Below are 23,655 nucleotides of genomic sequence, written 5' to 3'. Positions count from 1 at the left end.
GGAGTTCAGGATGGATTATAATTTGTTAGTCATTATTTGGACAGGGATTATTCTGTTAGGAGTTGCCATTTATGTTGTTCTTGATGGTTTTGATTTAGGCGTTGGGATGCTCTATCCCTTTGTCCGTAATGAAGATGATCGGACAACGCTTATGAATAGTATAGGACCCGTTTGGGATGGTAATGAAACATGGTTAATTCTCGGCGGTGCTGCACTTTTTGGAATTTTCCCTATTGCTTATTCAGTTGTACTTTCAGGATTCTATATCCCGGTAATTCTGCTGCTTATGGCATTAATTTTTAGAGGTGTATCGTTTGAATTCCGAGGACGCGTTTCAGAGAATCGTCGCCAATTTTGGAATAATGCCTTCTTCTTCGGTTCTCTTTTTGCAGGATTCTTTCAAGGTGTCATTGCTGGGGCTTTAGTTCAAGGATTTGATTTTATGCCTGCAGCTGATGCGATTAATGCTCCGGAAGGATATGTGGCTAAAAGCGCGCTTGATTTAGTCATGGCTGGAGGTATATGGACGTGGTTGTCACCGTTCTCTATCGTTTGTGGTGTAGGATTAACGGTTTTTTATGCGCTTTTAGGTTCAACATGGTTAATTAAAAAGACCGAAGGGGAGTTGCAGCAATTAGTTCGTGTCATTACCCGTAAGATTGCTGTTGCATTCTTTCTTCTTGCAACCGTTATTTTGGCGTGGACAACCGTGATTTGGCAAAATGAACTCTTCACTCAAGCACATATTTGGAAGCTCTATATCTTTGTTGTGGTCTTGGTGCTTGCTTTTATTGTGACGATAATTCTAGTTCGTTCAATTAATAATCCAAAAACGCATTGGCAGCCGTTTGTTTTAACGTTGATTCTTGGAGTCTTAGGCGCTGCTGCACTTGTTGGATTCTTACTCCCATATATTGTGCCGTTTCAGGTTACGATCTTTATGGCAGCGGCACCGCGTTCAACGTTGACCTTTTCATTGGTAGGCGCGTTAATTTTTATTCCATTAGTATTGATCTATACCGGTTATATCTATTATGTATTTCGGGGGAAAGTTCAAGGGGAGGGATATTAAATGGTCATTGAAAAGAATGTTTCAGATGTTCAGGAAGAACATCTTGAAGTGGAAGTTATTCCACAGGAGAGCCTTAAATCACAATGGATGTGGATGGTGATTCTTTGGTTAGGAGGTGTTGTTTCTCTCTATCTTTTTGTCAAAATTGCAAAGGTGATTATGTCTTTTGTCGGCTTAGGCGCATCCCCCTAGTGTAAGTCGGCAATTACCCCTAATGTTGTTTAGCATTAGGGGCTTTTTTGTGATGAACTTAACAAAGTTAGTGGCGGAATAATGAAAAAACCTCGAAGAAGCAAAGTTTCTTCGAGGTTTAATTTTCTAACGATTATATGAATCGTTATTGTTTAAAGGTTACTTTTTTTCTTCTTCATCAGGAACAATAGCAATTGCAAGCTCATCGAGTTGTGCTTGGCTAATATGCGCCGGTGCTTCCGTTAAGAGGCACGAAGCTGATTGTGTTTTCGGGAATGCAATCACATCACGAATTGAGCCCGCTTCAGCCATTAACATCACTAAACGATCAAGGCCAAAAGCGATACCGCCGTGAGGAGGGGCTCCATATTTTAAAGCATCGAGTAAGAAGCCAAATTTCTCTTCCGCCTCTGTTTTATCGATTCCTAAAAGTTCAAAAACTTTCATTTGAATGTCATGCTTAAAGATACGGATTGAACCACCACCGAGCTCGGTACCATTTAATACTAAATCATATGCATTTGCGATTGCATTTGCAGGATCATTTAATGATTCAATGCCTGTTTTTGGTGTTGTGAATGGATGGTGAACTGCAACATAACGTTTTGCATCTTCATCGTATTCAAACATTGGGAAATCAACTACCCACATTGGTGCCCATTTATGAGTTAGTAGGTTGAGATCTTTACCAATTTTCACGCGGAGCGCACCAATTGCATCATTCACGATGGTTGCTTTATCTGCACCGAAGAAGATAATATCGTTATTTTGAGCGTTTGTTGCTTTCAGAAGTTCAGTTAATGTTGCATCATCTAAGAATTTTACGATTGGTGATTGTAGCCCGTCGCGACCAGCATTAATATCGTTAACACGGATATATGCAAGACCTTTTGCGCCATAGCGTCCCACAAAATCTGTATATTCATCAATATGGCGACGGGTAAACTGATCAGAAGCGCCAGGAATATTGAGCGCCACAACGCGGCCATTTTCACGATTTGCTGCATCTTTAAAGACTTTAAATTCGCAACCTTTCATTAGCTCAGTCACTTCTGTGAATTCTAATGGAATGCGAAGATCAGGTTTATCTGAACCGAAACGAGTCATCGCTTCATGCCATGTCATACGTGGGAAATTGGCCCCTAAATCGACATTGATCGATTCTTTGAATACATCACGAATCATCTTTTCAGCAATATCCATGATTTGATCTGAAGAGAGGAACGATGTTTCGATATCCACTTGAGTGAATTCAGGTTGGCGATCTGCACGGAGGTCTTCATCACGGAAACAGCGAACAATTTGGTAGTAACGATCAAATCCACTCACCATTAAAAGCTGTTTAAAGAGCTGTGGGCTTTGTGGAAGTGCGAAGAACTCCCCATGATGTACACGTGAAGGAACCACATAGTCACGTGCGCCTTCAGGCGTTGCCTTTGTGAGGAATGGGGTTTCAATATCCAAAAAACCTTGGTTGTCGAGTGCTTGGCGAATATAACGAGTAACCTTTGAACGCAGGATTAAATTTTGATGCATACGTGTATCACGTAGATCTAAATAGCGATATTTTAAGCGGACTTCTTCAGATGTTTTATCATCACCTAATTGGAATGGAAGTGGTGCTGAAGTATTTAAAATATCGAGTTTAGTTGCGATTACTTCAATTTTACCTGAAACGATATTTTCATTGATCATGCCTTCTGGGCGAGCAATTACTTTACCTTCGATCTTAATAACATATTCATTACGAATTTTTTCTGCTTCTGCAAAAGGCGTTGTTAATTGTTCAGGATCGATAACAACTTGAACAATGCCTTCTCTATCACGAAGGTCAACAAAGATAATACCACCGTGGTCGCGGCGACGATGTACCCAGCCAGAAAGTGTAACAGTTTGATCGATAAGCGTTTCGTTCACTAGTCCGCAATAATGTGATCGCATAATGTGTAATCCTTAATAAAATAAATCTTAATACCGCTTTTAAGAGCTGTATTAATTGTTTGAAAAGCAAATTATTTAATTATAGGGTATTTTGTAGAATTTTTCAGGGGAAGATTCATCGAATGTTCCGCGATTTGCGGTGGGCTGATCGTGATTGTCTAATTGATTGAATTAATGCGGGTTTAGCATCGAGAAAGCATCAAGAGGGGGAATGTTTTCTTTCACCCTGACAAGACCGACTCTCGAATAAATTACGTTAGAATCTACCGCAGAGTGATCTTGAATAAATAATCTAGGAACCTATGTACAGCTACATAGGTTCCTAGATCTTTAAGCCTATCGTGCCTCATTTTTTATAACTCTTTTATTATCGAGGCTGATACTACTCACCATATTTACCAAATCGTAAGGATATATTTCCTTTTTGATCTGGTCCTCCTTTGAATGCACTTAGATTGTGGTGATACTTTTATTAATATTCTTATCAATCTAAGTACAAAATTTTGTAACTTGAACATCTCTATGATTATCGTATCTAAATTTGAAATGCAAACTTTTATTAAAAATAATTTCCCAACAATACTCAACTATTTGAAAACATTGATTATCACAATTAAACACGTAATAAAAATATTTAATTTAATGCATGTTGCATGCAAGATCTGATCTATTGCTTCAGCATTGAAAAATGCTTAGTAAGGAGATCGAATGATTTGAGAGATGATTTTTCTTTCGCTTTATTTTTTTCTCATTACAATATCTTCAAAGTGAATAATGAATTTTAAAAAAGGATAGATGGAGATCAGAAATGGGGATTGAATTAGTAATATTTTTGTTACTAGGTTGTGTTATCGGGATTATCTCCGGACTCTTAGGTGTGGGTGGCGGTACAGTTGTTGTTCCAACGGTCGTTTTTTTCTTAAATTTTATTGGAATGACTACTGGCCCGGTTATGAGTCTTGCGCTAGGAACATCTTTTGCCGTTGTGGGAATGACGAGCCTCTCATCGGTCATCGCTCATCAGCGTCGCGGGTCGGTAATTTGGTTGGTTGTTATATTACTCGGCATAGGGGCAATGATTGGTGTGGGTATAGGAAGCAGAGTTGTAAGCATGTTGCAAGATGTGATTCTTCAGCTTTTCTTCTGTGTTTTCTTGGCATATACCATTTTCAATATGCTTAAAAGTGCATCGAAAAAAGATTCGGAAACCATTTCAAAAATTGCGAAACCGTTTTATCTGGTAATTGGTGGCATTATTGGATTTATTTCGAGTTTTGTGGGTATCGGTGGCGGGGTGATGATTGTTCCGGTGCTTAATAAAATTGGTTATAAAATGAAGAATGCGATTGCATCGTCGTCAGCGGTAGGAATGTTTATGGCGCTTTCTGGAGCCGTAAACGCCATTATAAATGGTTGGAGCGTGGAAGGATTACCATCAGGCTCTTTTGGCTTTGTTTATCTACCTGCATTTATTGGACTTTCGTTAACAAGTATTATTTTTGCACCTTTAGGTGCAAAGTTGGTCTATATATTACCGGTAAAACGTATTCGTCAGATTTTTGCACTCTTCTTAATAATTATTTTAATCATCTTTATTAATAATAATTTTGCGAGTCTGACACAATGGTTTCATTAAAATTGAATTAGTTGAGTAGTAGCGAAGGGAGATCCCTCAGCGATCCCTTCGCTTTTTTTGTATAATTGCACAATCATTCTGATTTTGTTTCACTTTCGGATAGTATGTGATCTTTTGGATGCTATCTATCGGTAAATAAAGGTTTTTTATGTCGAAGACATTCCTAGTAATTGATGGATCTAACTTTCTTTTTCGCGCTTTTCATGCTCTTCCACCATTAAAAAGTCCTGATGGACGTCCAACGGGTGCGATTCGTGGCGTGATTAATATGTTTGAAAAGTTAATGCGAGAGTTTCAACCAGATTATCTTGGTGTGATTTTTGATGCAAGTGGTAAGAGTTTTCGTAACGATCTCTACGAGGACTACAAAGCCCATCGACCACCAATGCCGGATGATCTTCGTGAACAGATAGAGCCACTCTATGAGATTATCGATCTTCTTGGTTATCCACGAATCTCGATTCCAGGAATTGAGGCAGATGATGTTATTGCGACATTAGCAGTAGAGGCAAAATCAAAAGGTATTCGCACAATTATTGCTTCGAGTGATAAGGACCTTGCGCAGCTCGTTGAAGATGGTGTCATCAATATGTATGACGGAATGAAAAATGAGATGCTCGGCCGAGAAGAAGTATTTGCTAAATATGGTGTTTACCCAGAACAAGTTCGTGATTATCTCTCATTGATGGGGGATAGTGCAGATAATATTCCCGGCGTTCAAGGGGTTGGTCCTAAAACTGCCGCGAAATGGATTCATGAATGGGGCGATTTGGATGGCATTATTCAAAATGCCGAGAATATTAAAGGTAAAGTGGGTGAGCGTCTGCGAGATAGTTTGGACATTTTGGCGTTGTCAAAAGAATTAACAACGCTTTTCACTAATGCTGATTTACCTTTTAAAGTTGAAGAATTAATGCCTAAAGATCGCTTTATGGATCGTTTGCGTGCGATCTATCAAGAGCTTGGCTTCCGTCAGCTATTATTAGAACTTGATAAAGGCGAAAGTCCCGAAAGTTTCGTACCTCCGGTTGCAAAAGCGGCTATAAGTTCGGCTTCTGAATCGATTTGGGTGAATCCAGCACTACCTGCAACAAAGGATTATCAAACGATTACCTCGCTTTCGGCGTTAGAAGAATATATTGCGTTAATTCCTTCGGCATCACTTCTTGCATTTGACACGGAAACCGATGGTCTTGAATTTATGCGTTCCAATCTTGTGGGCATTTCACTCTCGATTGCGCCGGGGGAAGCGGTCTATATCCCTTTTAAGCAAGCGGGACTTGATAGCCCGTTATCAATTGATGAGGTTGTACCTCTTCTAAAGCCTGTAATGGAAGATGAAACTATTCCAAAAGTTGGTCAAAACGTGAAGTTTGATTGGCATGTTTTAAAACGATATGGCATCGAGGTAAAAGGCATTGCCGACGATACAATGATCGCAAGCTACATTCTCGATCCCACGGGTAACCGACATAATATGGATGCGCTTGCAGAGCTCTATTTAGGGTTTAAAACGACGTCGTTTGAAGAGATTGCTGGTAAAGGAAAATCTCAAAAGACTTTTGATGAGATTGATATTGACACGGCAAGCTTTTATGCAGCAGAAGATGCAGATATTACACTACAATTACAACGTAGTATTTTACCGCGCTTACGACATGAAGAGAGTCAGTATAAAGTCTATCGAGATATAGAAGTACCGCTAATTCCAGTCTTAGCAAAGATGGAACATGAAGGGATTCAGGTCGATGCAGAACACCTCCAAAATTTAAGCCAAGAGTTTTCAGTTAAACTTGTAGAGCTTGAGAAGGAAGCCTATGCGCTTGCTGGTGAAGCGTTTAATATGAGCTCTTCTAAACAAGTAGGGGAAGTTCTATTTGAAAAATTAGCGCTGCCTGTTATTAAAAAAACCCCAAAAGGGGCGCCATCAACAGCAGAAGATGTCCTACAAAAACTCGCAGAAGATTATCCATTACCGAAGATTATTATTGAATATCGTGAGTTTTCAAAACTTCGCTCAACCTATACTGATTCGTTAGTCGCGGAAATTAATCCTGATACAGGGCGCGTTCATACCTCTTTTAATCAAGCGCAAACAAGTACCGGTCGATTATCGTCATCTAATCCAAATTTACAGAATATCCCAATTCGCACCAAGGAAGGTCGACGCATTCGTGAGGCTTTTGTTGCTAAAGAAGATGCGATCTTGTTAGCGGCGGACTATTCGCAGGTAGAATTACGTTTAATGGCTCATTTTTCACAAGATGAGGCAATGCTCAAAGCCTTCCAAGAGAATAAGGATATCCATGCCGCAACGGCTGCAGAAGTATTCGGCGTGCCATTAGAAAAGGTCACCAGTAATGAACGCCGAGCGGCTAAAGCGATTAACTTTGGATTGATCTATGGGATGGGTGCATTTGGTTTAGCGAAGCAATTAGGGATTTCTCGTACACAAGCACAAGAGTATATTAGTCTCTATTTCAGTCGCTACCCTGGTGTGCTTAACTACATGGATCAATCAAAAGAGAAAGCGAAAGATCTCGGTTATGTGGAGACACTTCTTGGCAGACGACTCTATCTTCCGGGAATCAAAAGCTCAAATGCGATTGCTCGTTCGGGAGCAGAACGTATTGCTATTAATGCGCCATTACAGGGAACGGCTGCCGATATTATTAAACTAGCAATGCTAAAAGTGGATCGATTATTAGCAGAGAAAACGGATATTGATGCAAAAATGCTTCTTCAAGTGCACGATGAATTAATTTTGGAATCTGCACTGACGAGTGAAAAGGCGGCAACAAACCTCTTGGTCGAAGCGATGACCGATGTTATTCAAATTGATGTGCCGTTAATTGTTGAAGTCGGTCGCGGCAAGAACTGGGATGAGACTGCCGGTTAGATTGCGCAACATTGATTACACAAAAAGGAGAATATTCGTTCGTTTTTTTGGTATATAGATTTTCAAAAGTGATTGTTTAGGGTATGACAATGATTTTTCTGTGGATAACTCTGTGAGTAACTATGGGAAAAGAAGCTATTTAAGATGAAAGTAGCATTAAAAAAATATCGGGAATAGATGCGTTATCGTTGTTGGAATTAAATGAATTGTATTCAGAATAGAAAAAGAGCGTTAAATGATTTAACGCTCTTTAGTTTTGTTAGCCAGATATTTTAGCGGCTATTAGAGAGATTTTAGAGTTGTGATCATCTCATTTAAAACTTTTTGTGCATCGCCATAAACCATGTCCGTATTATCAAGATAGAAAAGGTGATTTTCGATTCCAGAGAATCCAGCACCTTGTCCACGTTTAATGACAAATACCTGTTTTGCTTGGTCAGCATTGAGGATTGGCATTCCGTAGATTGGACTTGATTTATCAGTGCGCGCAACAGGGTTAACCACATCATTAGCACCAATGACTAGGACAACATCTGTATCTTTAAACTCACCATTGATCTCATCTAAGTCGAAGATGCTTTCATATGAGATTCCTGATTCTGCCAATAGAACATTCATATGTCCTGGCATACGACCTGCAACAGGGTGAATGGCAAAGCGAACATCGACACCACGATTTTCGAGAATTTTTACAAGTTCTGCAACCTTGTGTTGTGCTTGGGCTGCGGCTAAACCATAACCAGGCACAACGATGACGCGATCAGAATAGGCCATTGTCATTGCTGCATTTGCTGCATCGGTTTCTGTCATCGCGCCCTCAATTTCACTCTCTTCACCGGTTGATTCTCCAAAATTTGAGAAAAGCACGTTACGAAGTGAGCGGTTCATCGATTTTGCCATAAGGATCGTTAAGAGTGTTCCTGCTGCACCAACAACTGTACCTGCAACGATTAATCCTCCGTTATCAAGCGCGATCCCTTCAAATGCAACTGCAACTCCGGTTAATGCATTAAAGAGTGAAATCACAACGGGCATATCGGCGCCACCAATTGGAAGGGCAACTAATGCACCAAGCGCTAACGTAAATGCAAAGAAGAGAAAGAGTAAGAATGGGTGAACAATGTTATCGCTTGCAAGAATCATGGCAAAAAGGAGCGAGAACATTAACAAAAATAAGTTAATAAGATTACGATTTTTAAGTCGGATTGTTTTATTCATACGGCCATCAAGTTTCGCCCAAGCGACGATTGAACCTGTGAAAGAGACCGCTCCGATAAACCCACCAATTGCGCCTAAAAATAGCATTGTAGAGTTATAGCCTGTATCTGGCATCCCAACTTGAAGTAATGCAATTGCACCGATAATCGCCGCAGCACCGCCACCAACACCGTTGTAGATTGCTATCATCTGAGGCATATCTGTCATCGCAACTTGTAGCGCCGAGCGTTTTGCAATGATATAACCAATGCCGATCGCAAGCACGATTAAGATGAGATTGGTAAAGTAGGATTTGTGTGTAATTGCTGGATGGAACAGCGTGATTACGACAGCAAGTAACATTGCTAGGCCAGCGTAATGGATCCCTTTACGAGCAGTGGATGGATGACTCATGCTTTTTAGTGCATAGATAAACGCAATAGCAGCGGCGAAATAACCAATGTTAACAATTAGAGAACCCATAAATTATTTCTCCTCTTTTTTATTAGATTTAAACATTTCAAGCATTCTGTCAGTGACGTAATAGCCACCAACAGCATTAATTGCTCCAAAAACCACTGCAATAAATGCGAGGGCTGTTTGAAAAAAACCATCAGCGTGGCCAAGTGCAATCATTGCTCCAACGAGGATAATTCCATGGATGAAGTTTGATCCCGACATCAATGGCGTATGAAGAATCGCTGGAACGCGAGAAATAACTTCATATCCCAAGATGGCGGAGAGCACAACGATATAGAGTGCTGCAAATCCTGTAATCATAAATACTCCTTATTTTTCAGAAGCGCCAAAAGCCGCTTTAATTCGTTCGGAAACAATCTCGCCTTCGTAGGTTACTAAAGAATCTTTAATGACTTCATCTTCAAGGTCGAGTACTAACCCCTCTTCTGTAATAAATGGTGAGAGATAATTATAAATATTTTGAGAGAACATCTCAGAAGCATGAATTGCGACTGTCGATGGTAAGTTGAGTGGGCCAAGAATAGTGACTTTATGGTGGTCAATTTTTTCGCCAGCTTTGGTGATTTCGCAGTTGCCGCCTGTTTCTGCGGCCATATCGATAATGACCGATCCTGGAAGCATCGATTCAACCATCTCTTTAGTGATAATGATAGGGGCACGTCTACCAGGAATTGCTGCCGTTGAGATAATAACGTGCATATCTTTAACATATGCGGTAAGCGCAGCGGCTTGTTGAGCTTTCTCTTGTTCGGTTAATTCTCGTGCATATCCACCTTCACCGGCAGCATTAACGCCTGTATCGACAAGTTTTGCGCCTAATGATTCAACCTGTTCTTTCGCATCTGGACGAATATCGTAAGCACTTACTTGAGCACCGAGTCGTTTTGCTGTTGCAATCGCTTGAAGACCTGCAACACCGGCGCCAATCACTAATACCTTTGCCGGGCGGATTGTGCCAGCGGCTGTTGTGAGCATTGGAAAAAATCGAGGTGATAACTCTGCGGCAAGAAGAGCGCTTTGGTACCCTGAAATTGTTGCTTGTGAAGAGAGAACATCCATGCTTTGTGCCCGCGTTATACGGGGAATAAACTCTAATGCAACGCTATTAATTTTATTTTTTATAAAAGTGTTGATTAGTTTTTTGTGGTTATAAGGATCTAGCAACGAGATTGTCAGGGAACCTGCTGCAAATTTTTGAGCAGTTTTGTCATCAGGTGTATTGATTGAGAGAATGATCGCAGGTTCATTATATGTGGGAGTTTTAACAACAGCACCGGCTTTTTCGTAATCTTCATTTGTAAAAAAAGCATGGGCTCCGGCCTCGGGTTCAATAATAACTTTGAAGCCTGCTTTCACAAAGCGTGCGGTATTCTTAGGATCGAGCGCAACGCGTTTTTCAAGAGCGCTCGATTCTTTGAGAACAATGATAGTATTGATCATAGATTTATAGGCTCCTTGTGGCAAAAAATGATACTTTCATAGTACCATTTATCCCTTTAAAGATAAATTAGCTAAAAGTGGCATCATGAATATAAAAAAGCGCTTTAAAAGCTGAAAACAGAACTTTTTTCAATATCTTTTGATACTGATATTATAAGATTTGTTATACTAATCAGCTGAAAAAAGAGTGAATTAGTTTAGGAAAAATTCTTCGAAAAAGGGTTGCTGTGTCGAATATAAATCAAGTAAAGAAAATAGCTCCTGAGCAGAAGAAGAAGTCGCATTTTAGCGCTTTGAAACGGCTCATTAGTTATAAATATTTTGTGCCTTTTGCGCGTAAAATTATTCCTTGGGTCTTTTTATTAAGCGCACTATTTGCAATTGTGGGGCTCTATTATGGACTCTTTAATTCGCCGGTGGATTATCAACAAGGTGATACCGTACGAATTATGTATATCCATGTGCCTGCAGCAATCTTATCCTCGGCTCTCTATGTTGTGATGGCTATTTTGAGCTTTCTTTTTTTGGTTTTTCGGATCAAACTATTTCCAGTAATTGCACGCTCGGTAGCCGTTTTGGGCGCCGTATATACGTTAATTACACTTGTTACCGGCGCTATATGGGGCGCTCCTACTTGGGGAACGTGGTGGGTATGGGATGTTCGCTTGACTTCGGTGCTGATTCTTTTCTTTCTTTATTTAGGTTATATCGGACTTGATGCCGCCTTTGAAGACCGTGAAAAAGCCAATATTGGCATCTCTATTTTAGCGATTATTGGTGTAGTGATTGTGCCGATCATTAAAGCATCTGTTTACCTTTTTGCGACTTTACATCAAAAAAGTACGATTTTCGCATCGGGTGGTCCTAGTCTTGATCCGACTATGTTAAAACCACTTGCGTTGATGATGATTGCCTATCTATTTTTTACAGTAGGTTATATTCTGTTAAAAAGTATCCATTTAATTTACAAAGAACAACTATTGCAGGTTTATAGTAAGCATTAATCTGAAAAAGGTCGTTAAGAAGAGGAGTATTCGATGTTATCTGATTTTGTAACACTTTTTGATATGGGAAAACATACCGCTTATGTGTGGGCTTGCTATGGGTTTGTTGCGGTTTGTCTGTTAGGATTGATTGTTTCGTTATGGACTGAAAGCAGAAGTTTAAAGCGTGCAATGAAGCAGGAGGGGATGATTAATGACACAACAAAATAGTATGAAGACGATGGGTAAAAAGCGAATGATGTCGCCGAAGCAGAAACAACGGATGTATGTGATTATTGCAATTGTCGTTGCGGCATTTGCTGTGATCGGATTTGCCATGTTTGCTTCAAGAGACAATCTTAATCTCTACTATTCACCAGAACAAGTGAATAATGGAGAAGCGCCGTTTGATAAAACAATTCGAGTCGGGGGATTAGTCGTGCCCGGAACATTAAAGAAGGGAGAAGACTCATTAGCGGTTGAATTTGCCTTAGTTGATGGGACAGCAAAAGAGATCATGGTAAGTTATGATGGAATTTTGCCAGACCTTTTTAGAGAAGGGCAGGGAATTATTGCTCGTGGAAAATTGATTCAAGGAAATGAGTTTGTAGCAGAAGAGATTCTCGCAAAACATGATGAAGAATATATGCCTCCTGAAGTTGCAGCAACACTTGAAGCGCAAGGGCATCCATTTAAAGAAAAAGATATCTAATTATTGATGTCATATTTTAGAAAAGGTTAAGAATTAATTATGCTTCCATTAGGTCAGCTAGCACTCTATATCGCACTCGGTGTTTCGATTGCTCTCTTTATATTGCCGCTTATCGGGGTAAAGCTTCGTAGCCCACAATTGATGTATAGTGCGCGTCCATTAACTATTTGGCTCTTCATTCTTGTGGCTTTTTCCTTTATCTATCTAGGGCATCTCTTTTGGATTAGTGATTTTAGTTACTCCTATGTCTTTTTAAATTCCAATACAAAGTTGCCGGCGATCTATAAAATTACGGCTATTTGGGGTGGACACGAAGGCTCTATGCTCCTTTGGGTATTTACACTTGTTATGTGGATGCTTGCGGTTATTTTCTTTACTCGTAAAATGCCGCTGGAACTCTCATCAACAACATTAGCGGTACTGGGTGGAATCACCACCGGATTTATCGCATTTTTGATTTTTACATCCGATCCATTTGCGCGTAATTTAACGCTTGATATGTATGATGGACGTGATCTTAACCCACTTTTACAAGATGTTGGCTTAATTATTCATCCGCCACTTCTTTATATGGGGTACGTTGGATTTGCTGTACCGTATGCTTTTGTTTGTGCAATTTTAATGACAGGACATATTGATCGCTTATCAATTCGATGGGTTCGTCCTTGGGCATTAGCGGCTTGGGGATTCCTAACGGTTGGAATTACAGTCGGCAGTTGGTGGGCATATTATGAGCTTGGCTGGGGCGGTTGGTGGTTCTGGGATCCGGTTGAAAATGCCTCGTTAATCCCTTGGATTTTAGGTGCAGCCCTTATTCATTCACTCGCTGCAACAGAAAAACGCAAAGCCTTTACGCTTTGGACAGTTATTATTGCTATTTTTACCTTCTGTTTAAGTGTCTTAGGGACATTTTTAGTACGTTCAGGTGTCTTAACCTCCGTCCATTCATTCGCAGCGGATCCATCGCGCGGACAATTTATTCTATTCTTGCTTGCGATTATCGCGCTCTTTGGATTTATTCTTCTTCTTTTTAGAGCGCACAAGATTCGCCAAGAGTCTCATTTAAGTTTGGTTTCAAAAGAATCAGGGATTTTATTTAATAATATCTTTTTATCGGTCGCATGTTTTGTTGTTCTTTTGGGAACTCTTTATCCGCTTATTGTTGATATTTTGCAGATTGGGAAAATTTCTGTTGGTGAAGGGTACTTTAACCAATATTTAGTGCCTATTTCTCTAATTATTCTTGTAGTTTTAGGATTTACCCCATTGCTGCGTTTTAAAGAAGATTCTTTTTCGCGAATTGCAAAACCATTGTTAATTATGGCGCTATTCTCGTTAATCTTGGGTATAGCTTCAGGTATTTGGGTCGCGTATCTCTATACAAAACCAATTCAGTCAATTGTTCTTTTAAGTTTAGTCCTCTGTTATTGGGTATTCTTTGGGATTCTCTTTGAAATTAAACTCAATGGTCGTAAAAAAGATAACTTCTTTAAGTGCCTTAAAAGTCAGACATTATCTCGCTGGGGGATGAATTTTGGACATTTAGGATTAATCGTTACGATTGTGGGGATTACGCTGACGTCACATTATAGCGATGAACAAGATCGATTAGTGAAAGTAGGTCAAACAGTCAAAGTGCAGGAATACGGTTTTGAGTTATTGGCGCTTGAGGATATTCAAGGATCAAATTATATCGGTACTCGCGGTACAATTCAGGTATATCAAAACGACAAACCACTGCGGATTATGCACCCTGAGAAACGCACTTATACCGTTAGTGGAATGCCAATTAGTGAAGTTGCTCTTCGCCCATCATTAATTGATGATCTTTATGTTGCAATGGCTGAAGAACGAGCAGAAAATGCATGGGCGATTCGTCTTTATGTAAAACCATTTGTTCGGTGGATCTGGCTAGGAGGCCTAATTATTACCTTTGCCGCATTGTTATCGATACTTGATCGCCGTTACCGTATTGGGCGTAAGCAGCTACAAAATGGTAGTGAATCGAACGAAGTTGTATAGGAGAACGATATGTTAAGAGCAGTCATTGCTGGGATTGTGGTCATCCTTGTTGGATTCCTTATATTTCTCTTTATGAGTTTAAATAATGACGCCAGCTACCTTCCTTCTGCATTAAAGGGAAAACCCTTACCGGCCTTTAGTGCCTATGAAGTTGCGCCTCCCGGCACAACGGCTAAGATTTTAACCGATGAAGATATTAAAGGCCCTGCACTTTTAAATATCTGGGCGACGTGGTGTCCAACTTGCGAAGCAGAACATGCAGCATTAAAAACGATTGGCTCAACCGGCGTACCTATTTATGGCGTAGATTATAAAGATAGTACCGTGAAAGCTTATGAATGGCTTCAGACGCTAGGTGATCCTTATATCTTTACGATTGCAGATGAGAGTGGACAAATTGGTCTGAATTTGGGCGTTTATGGTGCGCCAGAAACATATTTTTTAGATGAAAATAATGTCATACTCCATCGACATGTAGGTGAAATTACGGTAGAGCTGTGGGAAAACGAGTTAAAGCCTATTTATGAAAATGCTGTTAAAGCTGCTAAGAGCAGAGGAGATGAATCATGATCCGTTGTATCAGAATATTCTTTACCGTATCGATGCTGCTTATATCTTCGTTCTCAGTTGCTTCAGTGAATCTTTATGAATTTAAAAATCCAGTTGATGAACAACGTTTTCAGTCTTTGACACGAGAGCTTCGTTGTCCAAAATGTCAGAATCAAAATATTGCAGATTCCGATGCACCTCTTGCTCAAGATATGCGAGATCTAACATATAATATGATTATTGATGGTCAAGCTGATGCGCAGATTATTAACTTTATGGTTGATCGTTATGGTGATTTTGTAATGTACAATCCACCTGTGAAACCTATTACGTGGTTATTGTGGTTTGGCCCATTTTCCTTGCTCTTTTTGATTTTAGTTATTCTATTTATTTCAAAGAGCCGAAAGAAAAAAACGTCTTTCACAGAGAGTGACAATGCCGTTGCAGTGACATTAAGCACCGATGAGAAACAGCGATTAAATGAGATACTAAAGGGAAAGGATAATTAAAATGATGGGAATTGAATTAATATATACCTTACTTTTTCTTGGTATCTCATTGTTACTAATTGCGTTTGCATTGTGGGGAAAAGGGGCTGCAAAATATCCTCGCCTCCAAAGTGTTTATCGAGATAAGTTTTTAGATGAGTCTGCAACACTTGATGATGATCTTCAACGCGGGAAAATTGATACTGAAACTTATGAAGCAACAAAAGTGGCTCTAGCTCAGGATCTTTTGGCTGTTGCTCACCCTGATCGAAAAATTAACAGTTTTACTAAACTTTTTTTATTGTTATTTGGTGGCGCTATTATTGCAGGAGCTGCACTCATATTTTGGGAAGATGGCTATCCAGAAGATGCTCGTAATCTAGATACACAAAGACGTATTGCGATGCCGTATGTTCAAAAATGGATCGCTGGCTTATCGATTGAAGAATTACAAAGCGCTAACACAATTGCTGATTTAAATCCTCCTGTTGAATTGCAGAGTAATCTCGTTGGCACATTGACGGCACTTAATTTAATGAGTTCTTCTGATCATCATACGGGTCCGAAAGAATTAAATTTATTAGGGAAAATTTATCTTAATATGGATCAATTACCATTAGCTGAAAAAGCTTATCTTGATCTGTATCGTTTAAATCCTAATAATACAAATACTTATTACACATTACTCAATATCCAATTAGCGATGAATAACTATCAACTCAACGAGCGATTGGAAGCACTCTTTGATAATTTTGTTACGCGAAATCAAGATAATGAGAGCTTGCTACTCTATTATGGAACAGTACTTTTTGAAAATCAGAAAATCGATAAAGCGATGCACTATTTCTCAATCTTGGCAGATCATTATCCTGAAGGGTCAGAAAATCGCGATTTAATCATGAATATGATTGAAACCTTAACTGGTGCCGGTGAGAAAAACATATCAATAGTCCCACAGAGTACATCGATTAATGTCGAACTTGATTTAGCAGGTGTAGATGTCACAACATTGCCTGGTAGTGCGGTCCTTTATATCTTTGTGCGTAATAGTCAAGTCGGTCCACCTTTGGCCGCAAAGCGTATTCCTGTACAAGATATTCAAAAATTTCCGATTCAGGTAGCAATTACAGATGCTGATCTTTTAATGCAAAATGGGGAATCGTTAGCAAAGCAAGATGGGCTCTCGATCTCCGCAAAGATTAGTTTAACGGGCGATCCTATCTCTGGAAAAGGGGATATTGAAGCTCAAGTCGTCGATATTTTAGAAATTGAAACTCCAGTAAAACTTGTTTTAGATCGATTTGTGGAGTGATTTTGGAAACGAAATTTCTACTTGAGGTTCAATCGTTAAGTGTGACTCGAAATTATCGTCCGATTTTTGAACCATTCTCTTTGAGTTTACGAAATGGAGATTCGATTTTTGTACGAGGTCGTAATGGTGTAGGTAAAACAACATCATTGCGGGCGATAGCGGGGGTGAGTCAACGTTATCAAGGAGCAATCTTTCTCAATGGCGATGATCGCCGAGAATTACTGCATTTCTACTGTAAACCAATACTTTACATTGGTCATGTTTTGAGTCTTAATTTAGATCTAACTGCTCGAGAAAATCTTAAGTTCATGCTCTCTTTGAGAGGTGTAATAGTAAGTGATCAGGTTGTAACAGACGTTTTTTTAATTTTAGGATTGCCACTTGAAGACCGTCCTGTACGATATCTATCTGCCGGACAAAAACGCCGAGTGACTCTTGCTCGTTTATGGCTAGAACCTGCACCAATCTGGATTTTAGATGAGCCATTTACCGCACTTGATAGTGATTCTGTGACTCTTTTAGAGCAGAAAATGCAGAGTCATTGCCAACAAGGTGGGGGGATTATTTTTACTTCTCATCAAAACCCTGCAGATGAAAGCTTCAATCAGACCTTGATGATTAAAGGAGTCTCTAAGAATGCTTAGGATTCTATTTACGGTAATTGCTCGTGATCTGAGGATTGGTATGCGTAATCGCTCTGAAATTATGATGCCATTGATCTTCTTTTTAATTATTGTTTCGCTCTTTCCTCTTGGATTAGGACTTGAAAATCAGAAAACACTCCATGCTGCTGCACCAGCAATTCTATGGATTGCAGCCTTACTTTCAACGATATTAGTACTTGATCGAGTGTTTAAAAACGATTTCGATGATGGTTCTTTAGAACAGATGGTGATTAGTGGCTCTTCGCTCTATTGCATTATCTTGGCAAAGATGATTACACATTGGCTCTTAACGGGGTTGCCATTAGTAATCTTTTCACCAATTTTAGCATTGATGCTTGGTTTTAGCCTTGATAGCTCTTTCAGTGTCGCATTGATTTTATTGGTAGGTACGCCATTATTAAGTTTTATCGGGGCCATGTGTGTCGCGTTGATTGTAGGATTGCGGCAAGCGGGATTACTATTATCGATTATTACATTACCTCTTTATATTCCTGTGTTATTAGTGGGGGTGCAATTGTTGCAACGATTGCAAGAAGGGCATTCATTATCAGGCTTATTAATGATATTAGTTGGCGGTAATATTGCTGCATTTTTAGTTGCACCATTAGTAACGACCTATTCAATACGAATGAGTCTAGATTAATTTAAACTGAGCCTATATTATTTCTTAAACGCTTCATTTTCCCGATGTAAGCGTTTTTTTTATTTATTAAATCCCTATTTTTTATGAAAAAATGTTCTATCATGTTATTGACAACGTTGTTGTCAACATTTACTATTTAACTCTGTCCAATCCGTTATAAAGAGTCGCTATGTGTCCGAATGAAGTTCCCCCTGAGAAGCAGCTTTTTGTATCAATATTTCAAGAACTGTTTACATTGCTTTCAAAACTTCACCGCATTGGTGAGGATCTTTTGATTGCCGCAGATAGTGAAATTACCCATTCTTGTTGGACAATTTTTTCAATTATCAATTGTGAGAAGCGGCCTTTAACGGTTCCGCAAATTGCAGAGTTTCGTTTTACTTCGAGACAAGCTGTGCAACGCCAAATAGGATTTCTGTTAGAGCATGGGTACATTGAGGCGTTAGAAAATCCTCAAAATAAACGATCTCCGCTCTATACGGTGACTGAAAAGGGTGCCAAATATTATGAAAAATTGGGTCAGGAAGTTTATGGCAATTGGTTAATGGAGATAGCAACTAAGATGGGCGCTGAAAAAGGCGAGAAAATGTTAACGTCAATTAGGGAATTAGACAATGCAATAAGCTCTATTAGTTTTAAAAAGAGTGAACAGTCGAAGTAGGACTAATTGCTGAAGTAAAAGTCAAACACTATTAATCAATAGATGAGAGAAAAAATGAGAAAAAGTAGCAATGCAAAATATTTTCGAAATATGCTAGGAATCATCGGTCTTGGAGTGGTGATCACTGCATGTAGCGACAATGCGCCAGAACAAGCGCATGCAATAGCTCCTCAAGCGGTAGTTCAACCGGTTGAACGTAAGAATATTACCGTTGAATCAGAATTACCCGGTCGTACAGAGGCATCGGTAATTGCAGAAGTTCGACCGCAAGTTGGTGGGATTATCTTGTCAGTTAACTTTACAGAAGGGAGCTATGTCAATGAGGGTGATCAACTCTATCAGATTGATCCAGCAGTTTATAAAGCGAGTTTATTGCAAGCAGAGGCAACTTTAGAACGTGCTAAAGCAAATCAAAATGCGGCAAAATTAAAAGCGGATCGTTTAAATGCACTCAAGCAATCAAAAGCGGTTAGTCAACAAGATGTTGATGATGCAAATGCTGCCTTGATGCAAGCGAATGCTGAAGTAATTGGTGCAGAAGCACAAGTTACTAATGCAAAAATTAATCTTGATTATACCCAGATGGAGGCACCCATTTCAGGGCAAATTGGTCGTACAAACTTTACTCAGGGTGCATTAGTGTCTCCTGGACAATCGACCGAAATGGCTGTGATTCAGGTTTTAAATCCTATGAAGGTCAATATCACCTACTCTTCTGCTGAATATGCAGCAGTACGCAAAAAGATTTTGTCGGGTATTTATAGACCAACGCAAGTAAAAAATCTTGAAACAGGTGAACTAGAAGATGGTCATTTAGTGCGTATCTACCTTGAAGATGGAACGCTGTATGACAAAGTTGGTTATATTAAGTTCTCAGATTTAACAGTGGATCCAACGACAGGCTCAATCTTCCTACAAGCGCAATTTGAAAATGATGGCAGCTTGTTGCCTGGCATGTTTGTTCGAACAGTTGTTCAGCAAGGTATTGAGCATGGTGCTTTGGTTGTTTCACAAAAAGCAGTGACGCAAGGACCCGGTGGTGTGAGTACAGTGATTGTTGTGGATAAAGATAATGTTGCTCATATGCGTCAAGTGAAAATCTCTCGTTCTTACGAGCAAGATTGGGTCATTGAAAGTGGTTTAGAAGAAGGTGAACGAGTAGTTATAAAAGGACTACAAACAGTTCAGTCAGCGTTGCAACGCAGTGGCGGTAAAGATGTTGTTGTTGATGTCGTTGAAGATGACATCTCGATTCAGTAAATCACGCTATTGTCGTAGTAAACGTCAATCCTACCGTTATCAATAAAAGGATTTAATTAAATAATATGGCACGATTTTTTATAGACCGACCAATTTTTGCGTGGGTTCTTGCGATATTGACGATGTTTATCGGACTATTAGTTGTTCGGAACATGGCAGTATCTCAATATCCACCAATAGCGCCTCCACAAATAAGTATTTCTGGGGTGTATCCAGGTGCAAGTGCGCAAACAGTAGAAGAGAGTGTGACGCAAGTTATCGAGCAGAGTATTAGTGGGCTTGATGGCTATCGTTATATGAGTTCATCAAGCTCAAGCGCTGGTACGTTCTCAATTAATGTAACCTTTAATCAGGGTGTTGATCCTGATTTAGCGCAAGTACAGGTACAAAATAAGATCCAACAATCATTGAGCAAATTGCCACAAGCTGTACAGCAGCAAGGGGTTACTATTGCAAAATCAAGTACTTCTTTCTTGATGGTTGTTGCCTTCTATTCACCCGATGGATCTATGTCATCGGGGGATATCGGAGATTATATTTCTTCGACATTGCAAGATCAGATGAGTCGTCTCCAGGGGGTCGGAGAGATCCAATTTTTCGGCTCTAGTTATGCGATGAATATCTGGCTTGATCCGATGAAGCTCTATCAATATGATATGACACCTACGGATGTTGTTGCAGCAATTCGAGAGCAAAACTCACAGGCAACACTTGGAAGTCTCGGAGCGATGCCAAATGTGAAGGAACAGCTCATCAGTTATACGGTGACATCTCAATCGCTTTTAGAAAGCCCTGAAGAATTTAGGGCAATTCAACTCCGTGTTAATGAAGATGGTAGTGAAGTACTGCTTTCAGATGTTGCGCGAGTGGAATTATCGCCTGAATCTGAATCGGTAAGTTCTAAATACAATAATCAACCAGCAGCGGGCGTTGCGATAAGCTTATCATCAGGGGCTAATGCTTTAGATACGGCAAATACTGTTAAGGCTTATTTAAAAGGGATTGAAAAAGATCTTCCATCAGGAATGGCATACACATTCCCGTATGATACAACGCCATTTGTTGAATATTCAGTGGCAAGTGTTGAACATACGTTGATTGAGGCGATTGGTCTTGTATTTATTATCGTATTTTTATTCCTTAAAAATATCCGTGCAACTCTCATTCCAATGCTCGCTATTCCGTATGTTCTAGCGGGAACAATGATTGTTTTAAATGCGCTTGGATTTAACTTAAATACGCTAACTCTATTTGCTTTAGTACTGGCAATTGGACTTTTAGTGGATGATGCGATTGTCGTTGTTGAAAACGTTGAACGTATCATGGAAGAAGAGAAGATCTCTCCATTAGAAGCAACACGTAAATCGATGGATCAAATTACAGGTGCTTTGGTTGGTATCGGTGTTGTATTATCGGCTGTATTTGTCCCAATGGCATTCTTAGGGGGGGCATCAGGGGTCATTTATCGTCAATTCTCCGTAACGATTATCACAGCAATGCTGTTATCAGTATTAGTGGCAATTATTTTTACGCCCGCAATGTGTGCAACATTATTGCGTGACCATGAAGAGAAAAAAGAACCTAAAACAGCGTTAGGTCGTTTTTTTGCGAAGTTATTTGCGCCAGTACTACATGTGATCGGGTTAATTGTTAAATACTTCAATATTGGATTTGACAAAGTAAGTGATGGTTATACAAGAGGAATCACTAATGTTCTTAAACGACCGATTGTCTATATCGGTATATTAGTGATTGGGCTTGCGTTTGTTGGCTACCAATTTATGCAATTACCAAAAAGCTTCTTACCAGATGAAGACCAAGGGATGCTTATCGGTATGACGATTAATCCAAATGGTACTTCTTTGAATCAGACAGAAATTCCATTAGAGCAGATTACGGATTATCTTCTTAAAGAAGAGAGCAGTACGGTTGATTCTGTGATGACCGTTGCGGGTTTCAGCTTCTCCGGGCAAGGTAGTGAACAAGGAATGTTCTTTATTAAGCTAAAACCATGGGAAGATCGTGAAACAGAGGCAACATCAATCCCCGCATTGATGGAGAGAGTTCAAAAGTATACCGCCACAGTTCCTGAAGCGCAGATCTTTGTCTTCAGTCCGCCACCCATTATTGAGCTTGGGTCTGCAACAGGGGTAAGCTTTCAATTGCAAGATACAATTGGACTTGGTCATAATGAGTTAATGAACGCGGTTACGACATTTATGGGGATGGCGGCACAGAGTCCAGCGCTTGATATATCTTCCTTGCGTCCTGGTGGGCAGTTTGATACTGCGCAATATCACGTAGATATCGATCGTGAAAAAGCACAAGCATTACAAGTATCCGTCGGAGATATTAATACGGCGTTGTCTATTGCTTGGGGGGGCTCATATGTAAATGATTTTATTGATCGTGGCCGTATTAAACACGTTCAGGTAAAAGCAGATGCGCCTTATCGAATGATGCCCGATGATTTTCAACGTTGGTATGTTCGTAATGCAAAAGGGGAAATGGTTCCATTTAGTGCATTTGCGAAAGGTCGTTGGTCATACGGTGCACCGCAGCTAAATCGTTTTGATGGATTTGCTTCATTCCCGCTCTCTATCAATGCCGCAGAAGGTAAAAGTACCGGTGAGGCGATGGATGCGATTGAACACATTGTGAATGAATATCTTCCACAAGGGGTTTCAGTTGCATGGACAGATACTTCATATGAAGAGCGTCAAGCGGGTGATTCACAGGTCATGTTACTATTAGTGTCGGTATTTGTGATCTTCTTAAGCTTGGCGGCACTTTATGAATCATGGAAAGTGCCGATCTCAGTACTGTTAACTATTCCTGTTGGTGTTGTTGGTTCTGTAATTACAGCAAGAATGATGGGTATTGAAAATGATGTCTATTTCCAAGTAGGGATGTTAACAACGATCGGTTTAACATCGAAGAACGCGATCTTGATTGTTGAGTTTGCCCGTGATCTTGTTCGCTCTGGTATGACTGCAACACAGGCAGCTATTCGCGCAGGACAAGAGCGTTTGCGACCGATTGTCATGACATCGTTAGCGTTTGGATTTGGGGTATTGCCATTGGCGCTTTCAGCAGGAGCAGGCTCTGGTGCACAAAACGTTGTAGGGCAGGTTGTTGTTGGGGGTATGATTGGAGGGACACTATTAGTTATTCTCTTCACACCAATTTTCTTCCTTGTTCTGAATCGTGATGCGAATAAACGTGATGGGAATCCGCCTACATCTCCTGATTCTAAGCAGGATCAGCAAGAGAGGGATGTTAAGGTTGTAACTCAATCGTAATTGATCATTTGTAAGCTGCTTACGATTCTGGTTAATATGAGTAATAAGTAGAATACATTATAAAGATAAAATGTCAGTAGTATTGGTACTACTGATATTTTTTTTACTAAGAAAATAGTAGGGTGAGAGTTTTGCCGATATTAAAAAAGGTAGCGTTAAGCTACCTTTTGCATTTGATTTATCTAGACTTACTCGAAAATT

General features: G+C 39.8%; 20 protein-coding genes. 16 read left to right on the top strand and 4 right to left on the bottom strand.

Annotated elements, in window-relative coordinates; genetic code table 11:
- The first annotated feature begins 10 nt into the window (after positions 1-10).
- Both cydB and ACPF7B_RS07230 read left to right on the top strand, forming a co-directional pair.
- Entirely contained in the window at positions 11-1,072 is a 1,062-nt protein-coding gene (gene cydB, locus ACPF7B_RS07235; protein ID WP_490505155.1) for a cytochrome d ubiquinol oxidase subunit II, read from the top strand.
- Positions 1,073-1,264, top strand: coding sequence for a hypothetical protein (locus ACPF7B_RS07230; protein ID WP_490505154.1), 192 nt, complete (start codon positions 1,073-1,075; stop codon positions 1,262-1,264).
- Positions 1,265-1,423: 159 nt separating this feature from the next.
- Here the strand turns inward: ACPF7B_RS07230 and aspS are convergent, their stop codons facing one another.
- On the bottom strand, positions 1,424-3,205 hold the full coding sequence (aspS, locus tag ACPF7B_RS07225) for an aspartate--tRNA ligase (RefSeq protein ID WP_490505153.1): 1,782 nt from the start codon (positions 3,203-3,205) through the stop codon (positions 1,424-1,426).
- A gap of 808 nt (positions 3,206-4,013) precedes the next feature.
- Here aspS and ACPF7B_RS07220 point away from each other — a divergent pair.
- Entirely contained in the window at positions 4,014-4,841 is an 828-nt protein-coding gene (locus ACPF7B_RS07220) for a sulfite exporter TauE/SafE family protein (protein ID WP_490505152.1), read from the top strand.
- A gap of 148 nt (positions 4,842-4,989) precedes the next feature.
- The gene (gene polA, locus ACPF7B_RS07215; RefSeq protein ID WP_490505151.1) at positions 4,990-7,740 is read left to right on the top strand and encodes a DNA polymerase I; all 2,751 of its coding nucleotides are present in this window, start codon (positions 4,990-4,992) and stop codon (positions 7,738-7,740) included.
- Positions 7,741-8,022: 282 nt separating this feature from the next.
- Here the strand turns inward: polA and ACPF7B_RS07210 are convergent, their stop codons facing one another.
- The 3 genes from ACPF7B_RS07210 to ACPF7B_RS07200 are packed head-to-tail and all read right to left on the bottom strand — an operon-like array spanning position 8,023 to position 10,857.
- Complete coding sequence (locus ACPF7B_RS07210; protein ID WP_490505150.1) at positions 8,023-9,420, bottom strand: NAD(P)(+) transhydrogenase (Re/Si-specific) subunit beta; 1,398 nt, start codon at positions 9,418-9,420, stop codon at positions 8,023-8,025.
- Between the two features lie 3 nt (positions 9,421-9,423).
- Entirely contained in the window at positions 9,424-9,717 is a 294-nt protein-coding gene (locus tag ACPF7B_RS07205) for an NAD(P) transhydrogenase subunit alpha part 2 (RefSeq protein ID WP_490505149.1), read from the bottom strand.
- Positions 9,718-9,726: 9 nt separating this feature from the next.
- Entirely contained in the window at positions 9,727-10,857 is a 1,131-nt protein-coding gene (locus ACPF7B_RS07200; protein ID WP_490505148.1) for an NAD(P) transhydrogenase subunit alpha, read from the bottom strand.
- A 227-nt stretch (positions 10,858-11,084) separates the two neighbouring features.
- Here ACPF7B_RS07200 and ccmC point away from each other — a divergent pair, with 227 nt between their 5' ends.
- The 12 genes from ccmC to ACPF7B_RS07140 all read left to right on the top strand — a co-directional run bounded on the left by ccmC (position 11,085) and on the right by ACPF7B_RS07140 (position 23,454).
- Positions 11,085-11,861, top strand: coding sequence for a heme ABC transporter permease CcmC (gene ccmC, locus ACPF7B_RS07195; protein WP_490505147.1), 777 nt, complete (start codon positions 11,085-11,087; stop codon positions 11,859-11,861).
- 33 nt (positions 11,862-11,894) lie between these two features.
- Positions 11,895-12,071 carry a heme exporter protein CcmD gene (ccmD, locus tag ACPF7B_RS07190; protein ID WP_490505146.1) on the top strand — a complete coding sequence of 59 codons (177 nt, stop codon included), beginning with the start codon at positions 11,895-11,897 and terminating at the stop codon, positions 12,069-12,071.
- On the top strand, positions 12,055-12,552 hold the full coding sequence (gene ccmE / locus ACPF7B_RS07185; RefSeq protein WP_490505145.1) for a cytochrome c maturation protein CcmE: 498 nt from the start codon (positions 12,055-12,057) through the stop codon (positions 12,550-12,552). The genes ccmD and ccmE overlap by 17 nt, the downstream gene beginning before the upstream one ends.
- Positions 12,553-12,591: 39 nt before the next feature.
- Complete coding sequence (locus ACPF7B_RS07180; protein WP_490505144.1) at positions 12,592-14,574, top strand: heme lyase CcmF/NrfE family subunit; 1,983 nt, start codon at positions 12,592-12,594, stop codon at positions 14,572-14,574.
- Between the two features lie 9 nt (positions 14,575-14,583).
- Positions 14,584-15,144: a DsbE family thiol:disulfide interchange protein gene (locus ACPF7B_RS07175; protein ID WP_490505143.1), complete on the top strand. Its 561-nt coding sequence runs from the start codon at positions 14,584-14,586 to the stop codon at positions 15,142-15,144.
- Positions 15,141-15,632, top strand: a complete 492-nt coding sequence (locus ACPF7B_RS07170; protein WP_490505142.1) for a cytochrome c-type biogenesis protein — start codon at positions 15,141-15,143, stop codon at positions 15,630-15,632. The genes ACPF7B_RS07175 and ACPF7B_RS07170 overlap by 4 nt, the downstream gene beginning before the upstream one ends.
- A gap of 1 nt (position 15,633) precedes the next feature.
- Positions 15,634-16,923 (top strand): tetratricopeptide repeat protein, encoded by a 1,290-nt coding sequence (locus ACPF7B_RS07165; protein ID WP_490505141.1) that lies wholly within the window; start codon positions 15,634-15,636, stop codon positions 16,921-16,923.
- 2 nt (positions 16,924-16,925) lie between these two features.
- Positions 16,926-17,567, top strand: coding sequence for a cytochrome c biogenesis heme-transporting ATPase CcmA (gene ccmA, locus ACPF7B_RS07160; RefSeq protein WP_490505140.1), 642 nt, complete (start codon positions 16,926-16,928; stop codon positions 17,565-17,567).
- Complete coding sequence (ccmB, locus tag ACPF7B_RS07155; RefSeq protein WP_490505139.1) at positions 17,560-18,231, top strand: heme exporter protein CcmB; 672 nt, start codon at positions 17,560-17,562, stop codon at positions 18,229-18,231. Before ccmA ends, ccmB begins: the two co-directional genes overlap by 8 nt.
- Positions 18,232-18,400: 169 nt before the next feature.
- Positions 18,401-18,892 carry a MarR family winged helix-turn-helix transcriptional regulator gene (locus ACPF7B_RS07150; protein ID WP_490505138.1) on the top strand — a complete coding sequence of 164 codons (492 nt, stop codon included), beginning with the start codon at positions 18,401-18,403 and terminating at the stop codon, positions 18,890-18,892.
- 54 nt (positions 18,893-18,946) lie between these two features.
- Positions 18,947-20,152: an efflux RND transporter periplasmic adaptor subunit gene (locus ACPF7B_RS07145; RefSeq protein WP_490505137.1), complete on the top strand. Its 1,206-nt coding sequence runs from the start codon at positions 18,947-18,949 to the stop codon at positions 20,150-20,152.
- A gap of 65 nt (positions 20,153-20,217) precedes the next feature.
- Positions 20,218-23,454, top strand: coding sequence for an efflux RND transporter permease subunit (locus ACPF7B_RS07140; protein ID WP_490505136.1), 3,237 nt, complete (start codon positions 20,218-20,220; stop codon positions 23,452-23,454).
- Positions 23,455-23,655: the final 201 nt, after the last annotated feature.

Source organism: Ignatzschineria sp. 22MB058224, from assembly GCF_058188435.1.
Note: the sequence above shows the minus strand (reverse complement) of the source record. Positions and strands in the feature narration are given on the sequence as shown.

Excerpts from the sequence above, each read along its gene's own strand:
- cydB (WP_490505155.1), top strand. The coding sequence starts at position 11 with ATGGATTATAATTTGTTAGTCATTATTTGGACAGGGATTATTCTGTTA.
- ACPF7B_RS07230 (WP_490505154.1), top strand. The coding sequence starts at position 1,073 with ATGGTCATTGAAAAGAATGTTTCAGATGTTCAGGAAGAACATCTTGAA.
- aspS (WP_490505153.1), bottom strand. The coding sequence starts at position 3,205 with ATGCGATCACATTATTGCGGACTAGTGAACGAAACGCTTATCGATCAA.
- ACPF7B_RS07220 (WP_490505152.1), top strand. The coding sequence starts at position 4,014 with ATGGGGATTGAATTAGTAATATTTTTGTTACTAGGTTGTGTTATCGGG.
- polA (WP_490505151.1), top strand. The coding sequence starts at position 4,990 with ATGTCGAAGACATTCCTAGTAATTGATGGATCTAACTTTCTTTTTCGC.
- ACPF7B_RS07210 (WP_490505150.1), bottom strand. The coding sequence starts at position 9,420 with ATGGGTTCTCTAATTGTTAACATTGGTTATTTCGCCGCTGCTATTGCG.
- ACPF7B_RS07205 (WP_490505149.1), bottom strand. The coding sequence starts at position 9,717 with ATGATTACAGGATTTGCAGCACTCTATATCGTTGTGCTCTCCGCCATC.
- ACPF7B_RS07200 (WP_490505148.1), bottom strand. The coding sequence starts at position 10,857 with ATGATCAATACTATCATTGTTCTCAAAGAATCGAGCGCTCTTGAAAAA.
- ccmD (WP_490505146.1), top strand. The coding sequence starts at position 11,895 with ATGTTATCTGATTTTGTAACACTTTTTGATATGGGAAAACATACCGCT.
- ccmE (WP_490505145.1), top strand. The coding sequence starts at position 12,055 with ATGACACAACAAAATAGTATGAAGACGATGGGTAAAAAGCGAATGATG.
- ACPF7B_RS07180 (WP_490505144.1), top strand. The coding sequence starts at position 12,592 with ATGCTTCCATTAGGTCAGCTAGCACTCTATATCGCACTCGGTGTTTCG.
- ACPF7B_RS07175 (WP_490505143.1), top strand. The coding sequence starts at position 14,584 with ATGTTAAGAGCAGTCATTGCTGGGATTGTGGTCATCCTTGTTGGATTC.
- ACPF7B_RS07170 (WP_490505142.1), top strand. The coding sequence starts at position 15,141 with ATGATCCGTTGTATCAGAATATTCTTTACCGTATCGATGCTGCTTATA.
- ACPF7B_RS07165 (WP_490505141.1), top strand. The coding sequence starts at position 15,634 with ATGATGGGAATTGAATTAATATATACCTTACTTTTTCTTGGTATCTCA.
- ccmB (WP_490505139.1), top strand. The coding sequence starts at position 17,560 with ATGCTTAGGATTCTATTTACGGTAATTGCTCGTGATCTGAGGATTGGT.
- ACPF7B_RS07150 (WP_490505138.1), top strand. The coding sequence starts at position 18,401 with ATGTGTCCGAATGAAGTTCCCCCTGAGAAGCAGCTTTTTGTATCAATA.
- ACPF7B_RS07145 (WP_490505137.1), top strand. The coding sequence starts at position 18,947 with ATGAGAAAAAGTAGCAATGCAAAATATTTTCGAAATATGCTAGGAATC.
- ACPF7B_RS07140 (WP_490505136.1), top strand. The coding sequence starts at position 20,218 with ATGGCACGATTTTTTATAGACCGACCAATTTTTGCGTGGGTTCTTGCG.